General features: G+C 72.6%; 8 protein-coding genes and 2 pseudogenes. 5 read left to right on the top strand and 5 right to left on the bottom strand.

Features of this window, described 5'->3' with window-relative positions; all coding sequences use genetic code 11:
• The first annotated feature begins 1 nt into the window (after nt 1).
• From IPN03_15505 to IPN03_15490, 4 genes and pseudogenes are all read left to right on the top strand, one after another.
• Nucleotides 2-6,560 (top strand): annotated as a pseudogene (locus tag IPN03_15505) (beta-ketoacyl synthase).
• Nucleotides 6,543-7,229 (top strand): annotated as a pseudogene (locus IPN03_15500) (polyketide synthase dehydratase domain-containing protein). Before IPN03_15505 ends, IPN03_15500 begins: the two co-directional pseudogenes overlap by 18 nt.
• 570 nt (nt 7,230-7,799) lie before the next feature.
• Complete coding sequence (locus tag IPN03_15495; GenBank protein ID MBK9375083.1) at nt 7,800-8,612, top strand: 1-acyl-sn-glycerol-3-phosphate acyltransferase; 813 nt, start codon at nt 7,800-7,802, stop codon at nt 8,610-8,612.
• A 54-nt stretch (nt 8,613-8,666) separates the two neighbouring features.
• Nucleotides 8,667-9,605: a D-2-hydroxyacid dehydrogenase gene (locus tag IPN03_15490; GenBank protein MBK9375082.1), complete on the top strand. Its 939-nt coding sequence runs from the start codon at nt 8,667-8,669 to the stop codon at nt 9,603-9,605.
• Between the two features lie 61 nt (nt 9,606-9,666).
• Here IPN03_15490 and IPN03_15485 read toward each other — a convergent pair whose 3' ends face one another.
• From IPN03_15485 to IPN03_15465, 5 genes are read right to left on the bottom strand one after another with little or no spacing between them, the layout of a single operon-like run.
• The gene (locus IPN03_15485; GenBank protein MBK9375081.1) at nt 9,667-10,137 is read right to left on the bottom strand and encodes an RES family NAD+ phosphorylase; all 471 of its coding nucleotides are present in this window, start codon (nt 10,135-10,137) and stop codon (nt 9,667-9,669) included.
• Nucleotides 10,134-10,646: a DUF2384 domain-containing protein gene (locus tag IPN03_15480; GenBank protein MBK9375080.1), complete on the bottom strand. Its 513-nt coding sequence runs from the start codon at nt 10,644-10,646 to the stop codon at nt 10,134-10,136. Before IPN03_15480 ends, IPN03_15485 begins: the two co-directional genes overlap by 4 nt.
• Before the next feature lie 48 nt (nt 10,647-10,694).
• Entirely contained in the window at nt 10,695-12,083 is a 1,389-nt protein-coding gene (locus tag IPN03_15475) for a flotillin family protein (protein ID MBK9375079.1), read from the bottom strand.
• The gene (locus tag IPN03_15470; protein MBK9375078.1) at nt 12,080-13,354 is read right to left on the bottom strand and encodes a flotillin family protein; all 1,275 of its coding nucleotides are present in this window, start codon (nt 13,352-13,354) and stop codon (nt 12,080-12,082) included. The genes IPN03_15475 and IPN03_15470 overlap by 4 nt, the downstream gene beginning before the upstream one ends.
• A gap of 30 nt (nt 13,355-13,384) precedes the next feature.
• Nucleotides 13,385-13,933 carry a hypothetical protein gene (locus IPN03_15465; protein MBK9375077.1) on the bottom strand — a complete coding sequence of 183 codons (549 nt, stop codon included), beginning with the start codon at nt 13,931-13,933 and terminating at the stop codon, nt 13,385-13,387.
• 36 nt (nt 13,934-13,969) lie between these two features.
• On the opposite strand from IPN03_15465, the gene IPN03_15460 reads away from it, so the two are divergent.
• A complete protein-coding gene (locus IPN03_15460; GenBank protein MBK9375076.1) occupies nt 13,970-15,613 on the top strand; it encodes a response regulator in 1,644 nt (547 codons plus the stop codon).
• Nucleotides 15,614-15,631: the final 18 nt, after the last annotated feature.

The raw sequence follows: 15,631 nt of genomic DNA, 5'->3' as shown, positions 1-15,631 counted from the left end.
GTTGCCGTTCGCCCCGATCGCCATCGTCGGGCGGTCCTGCGTCCTGCCCGGCGCGCTGGACCCGTCCGCGCTCTGGGAGCTCGTCGCCGCGGGCCGCGACCTCGTCGGCCCCGCGCCGGAGGGACGCTGGGGGCTCGAGAGGAGCGAGGTCCTCTGCGCTCCGGGGGCCACGGCGCCGGATGCCTCCTGGTCCGACCGGGGGGGCTACGTCTCCGGGTTCGAGAAGGTCTGGGACCCGTCGGGTTTCGGCGTCGGCGAGAAGGAGCTCGAGGGGCTCGACCCTCTCTCCCACTGGGTTCTCCACACGGCACGGGAGGCGTTGAGGGACTCCGGAGATGCGAGGGCTGGCTCCGGTCACGGAGTTCTCCCCGGTGCCCGGCCGCGGACGGGAGCCATCTTCGGCAACCTCGGCTTCCCCTCGGAGGGGATGGCCGCCTTCGCCCGCAGCGTCTGGACCGGCGACCGTCGCGGCCCCGGGGATGCCGCCGTCGACCCGAGGAACCGTTTCATGAGCGGCGGGACCGCGGCGCTCCTCGGCCGCGCGCTGGGCCTCGGCGCGGGCGCGTTCTGCATCGACGCCGCCTGCGCCAGCGCGCTCTACGCCATCAAGCTGGCCTGCGACAGGCTCCACGACGGCGAGGCCGACCGGATGCTCGCGGGAGCCGTCCAGCGCGCCGACGACCTCTTCCTGCACGTCGGCTTCTGCGCGCTCGGCGCGCTGAGCCGGAGCGGCCGCTCGCGTCCCTTTCACCGGGAGGCCGACGGCCTCGTCCCCGCGGAGGGCGCCGCGTTCGTCGTCCTGAAGCGACTCGAGGACGCGCGGCGGGACGGCGACACGATTCACGGTGTCATCCGGGGCGTGGGCCTCTCGAACGACGGGCGCGGCAAGGGTCTTCTCGCCCCTTCCGAAGAAGGGCAGGAGCGCGCCATCCGGGCCGCGTACGCGCAGGCGGGGTTCGGACCCGAACGGGTCTCCCTCGTCGAGGCGCACGCGACCGGGACGCCCGTCGGAGACGCCGCGGAGATCCGCAGCACGGGCGCGGTCTTCGCGGGGCTCGAAGGCGTGCCGCTCGGATCGCTCAAGTCGAACCTCGGCCACCTCATCACGGTCGCCGGCGTGGCCGGGCTCCTGAAGGTGCTCGGAGCGATGCAGGCCGGATCGCGGCCGCCCACGCTTCACGCCGGGGAGCCGAACGCCGCGCTCGACGGGTCGCCCTTCCGGCTGATCGAACGGCGCGAGCCCTGGCGGTGCGAAGGACCGCGGATCGCCGCGGTCTCGGCGTTCGGCTTCGGCGGGAACAACGCGCACCTGATCGTCTCGGAGGATGCGCCGGAGCTGGACCACCGGCACGTCGCGCGCGCGGCGGCTCTGGCCCCGACGCTCGCCGTCGTCGGGCTCGGCTGCGCCGTCGCGAGCGCCGCCGATCGGCCGCGATTCGCCGAGGCCCTCTTCTCGGACGAGAGCCTCCTCGACGGGCAGGGAGAAGGCCGCATGGGCCCCATCGAGCTGGATCTCGAAGGGCTCCGATTTCCCCCGAAGGACCTCGGACAGACGCTGCCGCAGCAGCTCGCCGCGCTCCGCGCCGCGTCCGAGGCGCTCGCCGGGAGCCCGGCGCTGCCACGCGAGCGGACCGGAGTCTTCGTCGGGATGGAGCCCGACCCGGAGGTCGCCCGGTGGGGGACGCGCTGGCGTCTCGCCCGGACGGCCCGTGAGGCCGGGGCCTCCGCGGAGTGGTTGAAGGGCGCGCGCGACGCGGTCGTCCCCGTCCTCGAGGCGGCGGCCGTCGTCGGGACGATGCCGAACATCCCGGCGAACCGGCTCAGCTCCCAGCTCGACCTCGGTGGGCCCGCGTTCACCGTGCAGGCCGGGGAGGCCTCGGGAACGACGGCCCTTGCCCTCGCGATGAGGGCCCTGCGGTGCAACGAGCTCGATGCGGCGCTCGTCGGCGCCGTCGACCTCTCCTGCGAGCGAGTTCACGCAAGCGCGGTTCGGGCGCTTGCTGGTGGAGTGGAGAACCCGCCCGGGGACGCCGCGGTGGTCCTCGTCGTCAAGCGACTCGAAGACGCCGAGAGGGACGGCGACAGGGTCTGGGCTCTGATCGAGAAAGGCGGAGAAGGGGAAGGAGATTCAATCCTCCACCTCTCCGGCGAACGCCCGACGAGTCTCGTGCCGCGGTTCGGGCACTCCCACGCCGCGTCGGACCTCGTCCACGTCGCCGTCGCTGCTCTCAGCCTCCACCACCGCAGGCTCCCCGGGGGAAAGCCATGGCTGCCGGCCGCTCCCTCGAGCCGCGCGGCGCGCGTCGCGGTTGCGGAGGGCCCGTCGATCCGGCTCACGGAAGCCGAGGGGCACCCGCGGCGCGCCGAAGACGACGCCCCGCGCCTGCGCTGTTTCTCGGGGCCCGACCGCGCAGCGGTGATCGACGCGCTCCGCTCCGGCCGCGAGGGGCTCGGCGGGGAGGCGGGCGCGCGCCTCGTCCTCGTGGCGACGGAGGGCTCCTTCGAAAGCGTGCGTGCGCGCGCCCTGTCGCACCTCGAGACCGGAACTCCTTCCGGCCCGGGGATCCACTTCCGCGAGCGGCCGGTGGACGGCGAGGTCGCCTTCATCTTCGCCGGCGCGGGCGCGGCTTACCGGGGCATGGGCCGCGACCTCGTCGAGCGCCTGCCCGGGCTCGTGGACGCGCTCGCGCGCCGCAGCCGGAGGCTGCCGCGCGCGCTCGCCTGGTCCTTCGAGGACGACGCCCGCGAGCCGACGGTCTTGGAGCAGCTCTGGGGCGCTTCCGCGCTCTGCCAGCTCCACGCCGGGCTGACCCGCGGCCTGCTCGGGATCGAGCCCCACGCCTGGCTCGGGTACTCCTCCGGCGAGACGAACGCCCTCCTCGCCTCCGGGACGTGGACCGACGCCGACGCGCTCGTGGCCGAGAGCGAGAGCTCGGGCCTCTTCACGCGGGACCTCGGCGGGAGCTTCGCGGCCGTCGAAGCCGCGTGGGGCGGCCCGGTCCGCTGGGCCTCCTTCACCGTCCTCGCTCCCGTCGCCGACGTCACGGCCGCCCTCGCCCGCGAGGAGAGGGTCCACCTCGCGATCGTCCACGGCGACGCGGAGTGCGTCATCTCGGGCGACGAGGAGGGGTGTGCCCGGGTCGTCGCGGCGCTCGGAACGACCCGCGCGCTGCGCCTCGGCTACCCGCTCGCGGTGCACGTCCCCGAGCTCGACGGGGTTCGCGAGGAATGGCTCTCGCTGCACCGCCGGCCGACGACTCCGCCCCTCCCGGCGGGGTCCCTGCCCGCCCGCGCGCTTCTACACGAACGCGACGGGCCGGTCCTACGCGCCGACGTCCGAGAGCTGCGCGCAGGCGATCCTCGGCCAGGCGAACCGGACGCTCGACCTGCGCCCGACGATCCTCGGTGCGTGGGAGGACGGCGTCCGCGTCTTCGTCGAGCACGGGCCGCAGGCCGCGTGCGGCCGGTGGATCCGCGCGATTCTCGGCGAGCGCGAGGCGCTCGTCGTCAGCCTCGACCGGAAGGGACAGGGATTCGAGGCGACCCTCGACGCGCTCGCGGCGCTCGTCGCCGCGGGCGTGCCGCTGCGCGCCGGGGCCCTCGAAGAGCTCGACGCGCTGCTCCGCGGGACGGCTCCTGCGCTCGCGATCGGCCGGAGCCTGACTTTCCCGTCGCACCCACCCCCGGTCGTGATCCCGCCCCTCTCGGCGCTCCGTGTCGAGGCGGGTCCCCCGGGCGCCCGCCTCATGGCCCCGGCTCCGTCCCTGCCGCCGGTCCTCGACGAGGACTGGGGCTCGCGGCCTCTTGGCCCCGCCGTCCGCGTCGTCTCCCCGGCGTCGCCTCCCCTCGTCCCTTCAGTCGTCCTCGAGGGCTTCCGCGCCCACGTCGCCCAGCTCTCGCGCATCCAGCAGGACTACGTCCTCTCGCAGCAGGCCCTTCACGAGCGGTTTCTCTCGATGCGAGGGGCCGCCGTGGGGACCTTCCTCCAGGCGGCGCGCCTCGCGGGAACGGCCGAGGCTCATCCGGTTCTGCGAGCGCAGCCCGTCCACCTTGCTCCGCCGCGCGCGCCGTTTCCGGCGGCACCGCCGGTTCAGACGGCCCCGAGTATCCCGGCGCCTCTCGCGACGCCGCGGCGCGACGGCGAGCTCGTCGGTCCCCGCTTCGACCGCCGCGAGCTCGAGATCCACGCCGGCGGCCGGATCTCCGAGATCTTCGGAACGGAGTTCGCGGCGCAGGACGCGTACGCGAGGCAGGTCCGTATGCCCCTCCCGCCGCTCCTCCTCGCCGACCGCGTCGTCGGCCTCTCGGCCGAGCCGGCGAGCATGGGGAAGGGGACGATCTGGACCGAGACCGACGTGACGTGGGACTCCTGGTATCTGCACCAGGGGTACATGCCGCCGGGGCTGATGATCGAGGCGGGCCAGGCGGACCTGATGCTCATCTCCTACCTCGGCGTCGATCTCCTCAACCGGGGCGAGAGGGTCTACCGCCTCCTCGGCTGCGAGCTGACGTGGCACGGCGACCTGCCGAAGGCCGGCGACACGCTCCGGTTCGGGATCCACCTCGACGGCCACGCGGCGCAGGGCCCCGTGCGGCTGATGTTCTTCCACTACGACTGCACGAACGGCGACCGGCCCCAGCTCACCGTCCGCAAGGGGCAGGCGGGCTTCTTCACGGACGCGGAGCTGGCCGAATCCGCCGGCTGCCTCTGGAGCCCCGAGGAGCAGGCGATCGTCCCCGAGCCGCGCCTCGCGCCGCCCGCGGTCCGTTGCGCGAAGAACCGCTTCGAGCGGGAAGACCTCGACGCGTTCGCCCGGGGCGACGCGTTTGCCTGCTTCGGCCCGGGCTTCGAGAAGGCGAAGACGCACACCCGCAGCCCGCGCATCCCGGAAGGGCGGATGCTCCTCCAGGACCGCGTCACGGACGTCGACGTCGCGGGCGGACCGTGGGGCCGCGGTTACCTGCGCGCCGAGCTCGACGTTCGCCCCGACCTCTGGTTCTTCGACGGCCATTTCAAGAACGACCCGTGCATGCCCGGGACGCTGATGTTCGACGGGTGCCTGCAGGCGATGTCGTTCTACCTCGCGGCCTCCGGCTTCACGCTGCCGCGTGACGGCTGGCGCTTCCGCCCCGTCGCCGAGCTGCCCTACCAGCTCCAGTGCCGCGGCCAGGTCACACCGTCCTCGCGCCGGCTCGTGACGGAGGTCTTCGTCGAGGAGGTCGTCGACGGCCCGTTCCCGACGCTCTTCGCCGACCTCCTCTGCACCGTCGACGGCCTGAAGGCGTTTCACGCCCGGCGCGTCGCGATCGAGCTCGTTCCCGACTGGCCGCTCGAGGCGATGCCGGCCCTTCTCGCCGAGGCCGCGGCCGACACGCGGCCGACGGCACAGGCCGACGGCTTCCGTTTCGACCGGGCGAGCCTCCTGGCCTGCGCGTGGGGAAAGCCGTCGAACGCCTTCGGACCGATCTACTCCCGCTTCGACGGGCCGACGCGCGTGGCGCGGCTCCCGGGACCGCCGTACCTCTTCATGAGCCGCGTGTCGGAAGTCGACGGCGCGATCGGCGTGATGAAGGCGGGCGCGACGACGACCGTCGAGTACGACGTCCCCGCCGACGCCTGGTACTTCGGCGAGAACGGGTGCCGGACGATGCCGTTCGCCGTCCTCCTCGAGGCTGCCCTCCAGCCGTGCGGCTGGCTCTCGAGCTACGTCGGCTCGGCACTGAGCGTCGACGAGGAGCTCGGCTTCCGAAACCTCGACGGCACAGGCAGGGTTCTGGGCGAGGTCTTTCCCGACTCGGGCACGCTCACAACGCGCGTGAAGCTGAAGAGCGTCTCGGCGACTGGGACGATGATCATCGTGTCGTTCGAGGTGACCTGCTCCGTGGGGGAGCGCTCGGTTTACGAGATGAAGACCGTCTTCGGCTTCTTCCCGCCGGCCGCGCTCGCGAGCCAGGCCGGGCTGCCGATCCTCGACACTCACCGCGAGCTCCTCGAGCGGCCGAGTGACTTCCTCGTCGACCTGACGACGAGGCCGCCGGCCTTCTTCGACCCGCGCAGGCCGAGGCTCGCGGGGCCGATGCTCCTTATGCTCGACCGCGTCGACGGCCTCTGGCGCACCGCGGGGAAGGCGGGCCTCGGGCAGATGCGGGCCGTCAAGGACGTGGACGCGGGCGAGTGGTTCTTCAAGGCCCACTTCTTCCAGGACCCCGTGCAGCCAGGCTCTCTCGGGATCGAGGCGATGATCCAGGCGCTGCAGCTCTTCATGCTCGAGGCGGGAATGGACGAGGGAATCGTCGCGCCCCGCTTCGAAGCGCTTGCCGGGGGGCGCTGCTCGCCGCCCCCCGGACCCCCCGCACCGCAGGCAGAGGACAGGTTCGACCTGACGTGGAAGTACCGCGGGCAGGTCCTCCCGCACCACCGGACCGTCCAGACGACGATCGAGATCACGGCGGCGGGCCGGGACGAGCGGGGCGCCTGGGCCACCTGCGAGGCGAGCCTCTGGGCCGACGGGCAGCGGATCTACGAGGCGACGAACCTCGGCATGCGGATCGTCCCGGGCCGGCTGGATTCCGCCTCGCGGCCGGACGACGCCGCGGAACGAGAGATCGTCCTCGACCCCGAGCGCGACCGGTGGCTGCTCGATCACCGTCCGACCTGGACCGTGCCCGCTCTCCCGATGATGAGCATGGTCGACCTCCTCGCCCGCGGCTCCACGGGCCACGGCCCGGTGACCGGCCTGCGCGACCTGCGGGTGAGCGGCTGGTTCCTCGTGAGCGGGCCGCGGCGGCTTCGCCCGGAACAGGACGGCGAAACCGTCCGGCTTCTCGCGTCGACGCCGGAAGGGGAGAAGGAAGTCGCGCGGGCCCGGGTGCGGCGCGGCGCGTACGCGCCCCGCCCCGCCCCGTTCCCCGAGGCGCTCGGCGCCGAGGTCCCGCTCCCGTACGCGACCGGCGCGCTCTTCCACGGACCCGCGTTCCAGGTTGCCGAGCGGCTCGTGATGGGACGGGGCGAATCCTCCAGCTCGTTGCGCGTCGAGAGCGGCGTCCCGGTGGGCCTGCTCAACCCGGGCCTCCTCGACGGCGCGACGCACGGCATCCCGCACGCGGACCTCCACGCGTGGAACGACGCTTCCGATCCGGGCAAGGTCGCCTTTCCCGCCTTCATCCCCGAGATCGACTTCTTCGGACCGACGCCGGAGACGGGCACCCTCCGGTGCGAGGTCCGCCAGCAGCCGTTCCTCGGAAGCCCCGACTACCCGGTCTTCCTGATCCAGCTCATCGGGCCGGACGGTGTCTGGTGCCAGCTCCGTCTCGTCGAGTCGTGCTTCCCCAAGGGGCCCCTCGGCTCGGCCGACCCGGCCGCCCGCCGCGCCTTCCTGCGCGACCGGGCCCCGGTCGAGGGGCTGCGACTCTCGGGCGTCGAGGAGGGCGTCACGGTCCTGACGGACGCCGAGGTCGCGGCGACCGACTGGCTCCCCGGGACCGTCGCGGCCGTTTATGGCACTCGCGAGACCGCGGAGATCGCCTGCGCCGAGCACGCGGCCGCGGCCCACGCGCTCCACCCGGGCCGGGTTTTCGCGCAGCTCCCGCTCACCCGCTTCGACCTCGAAGCGAACCGCACGGGCGGCGAGGTGCGCGTCTCGGGCGACGGCCGCGGGACTCTCGACCTCGCGCCGCTCCGGAAGTTCTGGACCCGCTGGTTCAACCGGGGCCCGTGGCCCGTCGAGGACCTCTACTACGGCCTCGTCGGCCGCTTCGTCGGCCGCGTCGTCGTCGAGGACCCGGAGGCGTTCTCGGCGCTGCGCGGCCGGAGCGTCCTCTACCTCGCGAACCACCAGACCGGCGTCGAGTCGCTCCTCTTCTCGATCGTCGCGTCGGCGCTCAGCGAGGTCCCGACCGTCACGCTCGCCAAGATCGAGCACAGGGACACCTGGCTCGGGAAGCTCATCGCGCACTCCTTCGCCTACCCGGGCGTGACCGACCCGCGCGTCATGACGTTCTTCGATCGCGAGGACAAGGCGAGCCTCGTCCGCGTCATCGGCGAGCTCGCCGCCGAGATGAAGGGGCCGGGCCGGTCGGTCATGGTCCACGTCGAGGGGACGCGCGCCCTGAGCTGTCGGCAGCCCGTCGAGAAGATGAGCGGCGCCTTCATCGACATGGCGCTCGCGGTCGGGGCCCCCGTCGTCCCGGTGCGGTTCGTCGGCGGTCTCCCGGCCGACCCGCTCGCAACCCGCCTCGAGTTCCCGCTCGGAATGGGCCGCCAGGACATCCACGTCGGCAAGCCCCTGATGCCCGAGAGCCTCGCCGGTCTTCACTACGGCGCCCGCAAGGAGCTCGTCGTCGCGGCGATCAACGACCTCGGAATTCCGAACGCCCTGGAGCGGCCGTTCCGCGGCGACCCCGACTTCGAGAAACGCGTGAACGCCTGGCAGGCCGCGCGAGGCGTCTCGCACGAGCACGCGACGCTGCACGCGATCCTCGCGGAGCTGGCGTCACCCGGGGACGAGGTGCGCCGCCTCCTCGCAGCTCCGTGTGCTTCCGCCCTCGCCGGGGACGAGAGCCCCGAGGGGCGGTGGCTCCTGGAGCTGGGCCGGAGGCTGCTGGGAGGCTGAGCCCGGCCTCACCTCCCCCCCCGGACCTCTCACGAGGTGCATCATGCCGGGCGCATGCGAATGCTCGCCGTCGTCCACCACCACCACGAGGAATGGGTCCGGGCGCTTCGCGAGGTCGAGCCCCGCCTGGAGATCCGCGGCTTTCACCCGCACGCCCCGCTCGACGACTCCTGGCTCACACGCGCCGAGGGCCTCTTCGTCTGGAAGGTCCCGGAAGGGCTGATCGCGCGGATGCCCCGGCTGACGTGGATCCAGAGCTCGGGTGCGGGAGTCGACCACCTGCTCTCCGACCCCGCCATCCCGGCCGCGTTGCCGATCACGCGGGCCGACGGGCAGTTTGGCCTCTGGATGGCCCGCTACACCCTCGGCCACCTCCTCGCGGTCACCCAGCGGCTCGACGAGTGCCGCGAGGCTCAGCATGAGAGCCGTTGGGCATCCCGGCTCCTTCCCGAGGACCTGACCGGCCAGGTGGCGCTCGTCCTCGGCTTCGGCCGCATCGGCCGCCAGATCGGCCGGGCCCTGCGCGAGATCGGGCTCGACGTCAGGGCCTTCGTCCGCACCGCGCGCCCGGACGCCGAGTTCCCGCTCGACGCCACTCCCGATATCGCCGCCTGGCTCCCGCGGGCTCGCGTCCTCGTCCTCTGTGCCCCGCTCACGCCCGAGACCCGCGGCCTCGTCAACGCGACCCTCCTCGCCGCCGGTCACCCGCGTCTCGTCCTCGTCAACGTCGCGCGCGGCGCGCTCGTCGTCACCGCCGACCTCCTCGAGGCCCTCGACGCCGGCCGCCTCGAGCGGGCCGTTCTCGACGTCTTCGAGGAGGAGCCGCTCCCCCCGGATTCACCCCTTTGGAGCCACCCGAAGGTCGTCGTCACCCCGCACCACTCGGGGCCCTCTACCCCGCGCGCCATGGTCCCCGACGTCCTCGAGAACCTGCGGCGGTTCGCCGAAGGCCGGCCCGTCGTCGACGCGGTCGACCGGACGCGGGGCTACTGAGAAGGGCCAGGGTCCCGCGCCCGGCGCATCTCTGTCCTCACGGCAAAGGTCTCCGTCGGAGTTACCGGCGCCCCGTGCCAAGGCGTGCGTCGACCTTCAGGATTTCCGGCTTTCCGATCTCGATCTCTCGGAATGCGGAATGGAGCGGGTTCAGGATGAAGTTCGGCTCCGTCGGGACGACGACGCTCGGCACGCGGAGGACGGGGCTTCTGGCTTCGCGGAGCCACTCGTCGCCGAGCGCGACGACCGCGGCCGGCGCGGGGTACCTCCGCCACGAGGCCGGAAGGCGACCCGTATCGAGGCTCTCGACGAGCGTCTCGTCGAAATCCGCGGGGATGACGACGTAGTGCGGCGCGAGCGCGAGGTCGGCGTGGACGACGACCTCGAGGATCGCGAGCGAAACGTGCCCCGCGCAGTAGACCGCCCCAAGCCCCGGGCTGTTCCAGCGGCCGCCCCAGAGCCGCGCCCCCTCGCCGTCGAACGCGGTCTTCGACCACCGCTTCCTGACGACCCGGAAGGCTCGGACCTTCACGAGAAGACGCCGTGCTCCAGCCGGCCGACGAGCCGCTCCACCTCGCGGGCCCCGACCTCCGTCTTCACGAGGTCGATCGGGCGCTCGTTTCCGAGCATCGGTTGCCGCTTCTTCAGCCAGGCCCGCGCCGCGTCGTCGTCCCCCTCGAAGAGGCCGAGCGCCGCGGCGAAGATGCGCGAGAGGCGAACCGCCCGGTCGGACTCGTCCGGCTCGAGCCTCCCGGCGCTCCTGCGCCGGTCCAGCGTCCGGAGCGGGACCGAGATCGCCTCGGCCAGCTCGCGGAGCGGCAGGTCGGCGTTCTGCTGGAAGCGCTCGAGCGCCTGGTACGGGAGCCCCGCCTCCACGAGCTTCACGACCCCGCGCGCGTCGAGGAGCCTGAGGCCGAAGAGGAGCGAGTAGGCGTGCTCCCTCGGCCGGCCCGCCCCGAGAGCGTCGCGGAAGCGCTCGAGGTCGGGGTGGCGGGCCGGTTTCGCGGAGCCGTCGACGGGGGTCACGGTGAGGCTCGCCATGTGACGTAAGCTTAGATGCCAAATGACGGGTGCGTCAATCGGACCCGTTCACGCGGCGTTCGTTCGCGACCGGGCGGGTGAGGATCGGATCGTCAGGCCTTCGGCCTCTGGGGTGGCGCCGCCGGTGCGTTCGAAGCGTTCCCCGGTGAGGCCTGGAGAGTCGGTGAAAGACGCCGCCGCGAGGCGCGCCGGCGTGGCCTCCGCCGGCGCCCCGAGCCGGCCGACGACCTTCGCGAGGTCGACGCCGAAGGCCGCCTTCACCTGCTCGACGAGCTGGACGCCCTGGACCACCTGCGAGGAGGCGGGGAGGTAGGCGACGCGGTCGACGCTGACGTTCTGGATCGTCTCGACGAGGGACGACATGACGCTCTGGAGCTTCTGCATCAGGAAGATGTCGCGGGCATTCGGGCCGGCGGCCTTCCACGTCTCGATCATCTGGGTCAGGACGGCGGCGGTCGCCTTGCCGTCCTCGACGATCTTCGAGGCCCGGCCGCGGGCCTCGGCCTGCTTCTTCTCCATGTCGGCGCGGGCGGGGGCGACGACGTCGGCCTCGAGCTGGAGGCGGACCTGCTCGATGCGCGCCTGCTGCACCTTCAGCTCGGCCTCGGCCTTGGCGATGGCGGTGGTGACCTTGCCGACCGCTTCGGCGACCATCGCCTCGCGGCCGGTCTCGCACTGCATGATCCGCTTGTCGGCCTCGGCGCGGGCGATCGCGCCGTCGGCGTCGATGAGGGCGAGGCGGGAGGCGAGCCCGTTCTCGGCCTCGCGCATGATGGCCTCGGCGTGGGCCTGCGCCTCGGCGACCCGGGCGCTCTTGTCGAGGGCGGCCGACTGCTTGCGGCCGAGGGAGTTGAGGTAGCCGACGTCGTCGGAGACGTTCTGCACCTTCAGGACGTCGAGGACGAGGCCGAGACGGGAGAGGTCGTGCTCGGCCTCCTCGAGGAGCTTCTCGGCGAAGCGGAGCTTGTCCTGGTTGACCTCTTCGGGCGTGAGCTGGGAGAGGACGCCGCGGAGGTTCCCCTCGAGGGTGTCCTTGGCGACCTGGATGATCTGCGGACGGCCCTTCCCGAGCAGCCGTTCGAGGGCGTTGTTGAGGAGCGGCTGGTGGCCGGCGACCTTCAGGTTGGCGACGCCGGCGACGGTGAGCGGGATGCCGCCCTTGGAGTAGGCGTTGCTCACGGCGACGTCGACGGTCATGTTCGTGATGTCCATCCGGTCGACGCGCTCGAGAAGCGGCGTGCGAAGGGAGCTGCCCCCCTTGACGATCCGGTAGCCGACGGGGCGGCCGTCGACCGTGGACTTGCCGCCGGAGAAGACGAGGACCTCGTTCGGGCTGCAGATGTGGAAGAGGCGCTTGACGACGACGAGCGCCGCCACGCCGAAGAAGAGGACGACGCCGATGGCGACGCCGACGACGGAGCCGAGATCGCCGATCATCGCGCCACCTCCGCGCGGACCGGCGAGAGGAGTGCGACGACGTCGACCCCCGTGGTCCGGCTCACTTCCGCGAGGACGCTTCTCACCGCCGCCGGGTAGGAGGCGACGTAGGTCGCGAGCGCAGAGCCGTCGCCGCTGTCGAGGAGGTGCGTCTCGTCGACCTCCACCGCCTTCACCCGGTCGACGACCGTCCGGAGGATCTGCTCGAGGTTCTGGATCAGGAAGATGTCCTTGGCGTCGGGGCCGGCGCTGACCCACGCCGTCGTGAGGAGCCTGAGCACGTCGGCGAGGGCCTTGCCGTTCTCCTCGATGGTGGCCGCCTCGCCGCGCGCGGCGAAGGCGGCCGCCTGCTGCGCGGCCTGTGCCGGGAGGACCGCCTCGGCCTGGAGTCGCGTCTCCTCCAGCTTCTTGCGGATGGCCTGGAGCTTCTGCTCGGCTTCGGCCCGGGCCTGGAGCGCCGCCTGGACGGCCGTCTCCTCGGCGGCCTTCGCCTTCGCCTCGAGCTGCGCCTTCAGGGTCTTCAGCTCGTTCTCCTTCTGGGCGATGACGGTTCCCGCCTGCTGGTTGGCGACCTCGCCGGCCCGCCGCGACGACGCCTCTCCCTGCGACGCTTCTGACCTCGCGAGGGACTCGGCCATCTCCGCGTCGCGCAGGACCATGGCGATCCGCGCGCGTCCGATGGAGGCGAGGTAGTTCGCCTCGTCGGAGACGTTCTGGATCTTCAGCGTGTCGAGCGTCAGGCCGAGCTTGCGGAAGTCCCCCTCGGCTTCGTCGACGAGGCCGGTCGCGAACTTGAGGCGGTCCTCGTTGACCTCCTCCGGCGTCAGGTTCGCGAGGACGCCGCGCAGGTGCCCCTCGAGGCTCTCCTTGGCGACGCGGGCGATCTCCGCCGGGTCGCGGCCGAGGAAGCGCTCGATGGCGTTGCCGACGACCCGCGGGTCGGAGGCGACCTTCACGTTCGCGATCGCGTGGACCCGCAGAGGGATGCCCCCCTTCGAGTAGGCGTTCGAGACCTTCAGGTCGATCGGAATGGACAGGAGGCTCATCCGGTCGACCCGCTCCAGGAGCGGGATGCGCACGGACCGGCCGCCGAGGACGACCCGGTAGCCCACCTGGCTCCCGTCGGCGAGCTTGCGCTTGCGGCCGGAGAAGATGACGACCTGGTTCGGCGGGCAGATGACGACGATCGATCGGGCGAGGACCGAGAGGATGCCGAGCGCCACGGCGCCCGCGACAACCCCGGCCCCGATGCCGGCGAGGGAGTCGAGCACGGATTACCTCCAGCGAGAGCGGATGGGGAGCTATTCCTTCCAGGGAGCGGGCTCGACCTCGGCGACCCCCTCCCGGAAGCGGACGACGACGACGCGTTCGCGAATCTCGATGGGGACTCCTCCGGTGCGCGCCGGGACCTCGACGTCCTGGTCGCCCACGTGGAGGCGGATCTTCCCGAGGCCGTCGGGGAGGAGCGGAAGGACGACCTCGCCCTCCGTGCCGAGGAAGGCCTCCGTCGAGGCGGGGCTCGTCGCCGAGCCGCGCCCGAGGGAACGGAAGAGGGTGGCCACGCCCGCCCCGACGACGAAGCCGAGAACGACCGAGACCGGGACGTGGACGCCGCTGGCAACCCCCAGGAGGGAGAGGGCCGTTCCGGCCATTCCGAATGCGCCGAGGGCGTAGGTCCAGAACCGGAGCGATAGGAGGTTCGTGAGGAACGCGCCATGGTCGGCGTCACCGTGGCTCTCGCCGGTGCCGTCACCGTCGCCGGAATCGTGTCCGCCACCATCCCCCTGGAAAACGGATGCACCGATGAGGACGAGGCCGAAGGCCAGCGCCGCGAGATAGACGGTCAGCATGGTAGGGACAATTTACACCGGATTACACTCCCCCCGGTGACCGAGGACGACGAGCGCCTTCGCAGGGAACCGGGGCTGGGCGAGGTCGCCGGCGCGGCCGACCGGCTCGACCTCCACGCGATCCTGGAGTCGATCCCGGAGCCGGTCGGGCTCGTCGACCGGGAGGGGCGCATCCTCGCCTTCAATGCCGCCGGCCGGCGCGTCATCCGCGTCGCGCGGACGCAGGAGATCGCGCTCGGGGACGACCTCTTCTCGTTCATCACGGAGCACAACCAGGCGGGCGTGAGAGAGAGCCTCGACCGGGCGTTCGGGGGGGAGTCGCACGTCCACTCGACCGAGGCCCGGGGCTTCCACTTCGAGACGGTCTACTCCCCGGTGAAGGACCGCTCCGGGGCCGTGGTGGCCGTCTCGATCCGCGTCGCCGACGTCTCCGCACGCGAAACGGCGCTGGCCGAGCTCGCGAAGCTGAACGCCACGCTGGAGGAGCGGGTGGCAGAGCGGTCGGAGGAGCTCGCCACCGTGATCGTCGAGCTGGAGCGGACGGCGCGCGCGAAGGACGCGTTCCTCGCGAGCATGAGCCACGAGCTGAGGACGCCGCTGACGGGCATCCTCGGCGCCGCCGACCTCCTCCGGACGGGAGTCCACGGACCCCTCAATGCCCAGCAGCTCCGGAGCCTCGGATTCCTCGAGGACGCGGGGCGCCACCTCCTCTCGCTCCTGTCCGACATCCTCGACCTCTCCCGGATCGGCGCCGAGAGGCTCTCGCTCTCGACCGACTCCTGCTCGCTCGGGGAGGTCTGCGAGTCGGCCCTCTCCATCGTGCGGGGCGAGGCGCGGCGAAAGGGAATCGACCTCGCCTACCGCGGCCCGGCCGCACCCGTCCGCTTCGTCGCGGACGCCCGGAGGGTGCGGCAGGTCCTCGTGAACCTCCTCTCGAACGCCGTGAAGTTCACGCCGGCCGGGGGGGCCGTGGAGCTTTCATCCTCCGGCGACGAGGACGCCGGGCTCGTTCGATTCGAGGTCCGCGACGACGGCCCGGGAATCGCGGCGGAGGACCTCCCGAAGCTCTTCCAGCCCTTCACGCAGCTCGACACGCGGCTCTCGCGCGAGCACGCCGGAAGCGGGCTCGGCCTGGCGCTCGTCAGGAGCCTCGCCGAGCTGCACGGGGGAAGGGCCGAGGCCGAGAGCGAACCCGGCCGGGGCAGCCGGTTCCGCGTCGTCCTGCCCTGGCGGCAGCCGACGAGGCGCGGCTCCGGAGCGCACCCGGTTCTCCCGGCGGAGGCGCCCCGGGGACCCGGACGCCTGGCGTCCCCCCGGATCCTCCTCGTCGAGGACGACGACGCGAACCGGACGATCCTCGCGGAGTTCCTCCGGACGCGGGGCTTCGTCGTCGACGAGGCCCCGACGGGCCTCGAGGCGCTCGTCCTCGCCGCGTCGGCGCCGCCCGACCTCGTCGTCCTCGACATCCAGCTGCCGGGCATGGACGGCTTCGAGCTGCTCCGTCGCCTGCAGTCCGGCGGTGAGCGGGTCCCGCCCGTCCTCGCGCTGACCGCGCTCGCCATGGCCGGAGACCGGGAGAGGATCCTCGCCGCGGGGGCGGACGCCTACCTCTCGAAACCCGCCCCCCTCGCCGCCCTCGAGAGGGAGATCGGGCGGCTCCTCGGAGAGTCGCTCGACTGACGCGCCCGGACCCGCGGG

The organism is Holophagales bacterium (assembly GCA_016719485.1).
Lineage (GTDB): Bacteria > Acidobacteriota > Thermoanaerobaculia > UBA5066 > UBA5066 > UBA5066.
This window is presented reverse-complemented; position numbering and strand designations above follow the sequence as displayed.

Bases quoted from the DNA above. Each gene is read 5' to 3' on its own strand.
- IPN03_15490 (MBK9375082.1), top strand. From the start codon at position 8,667: ATGCGAATGCTCGCCGTCGTCCACCACCACCACGAGGAATGGGTCCGG.
- IPN03_15480 (MBK9375080.1), bottom strand. From the start codon at position 10,646: ATGGCGAGCCTCACCGTGACCCCCGTCGACGGCTCCGCGAAACCGGCC.
- IPN03_15465 (MBK9375077.1), bottom strand. From the start codon at position 13,933: ATGCTGACCGTCTATCTCGCGGCGCTGGCCTTCGGCCTCGTCCTCATC.
- IPN03_15475 (MBK9375079.1), bottom strand. From the start codon at position 12,083: ATGATCGGCGATCTCGGCTCCGTCGTCGGCGTCGCCATCGGCGTCGTC.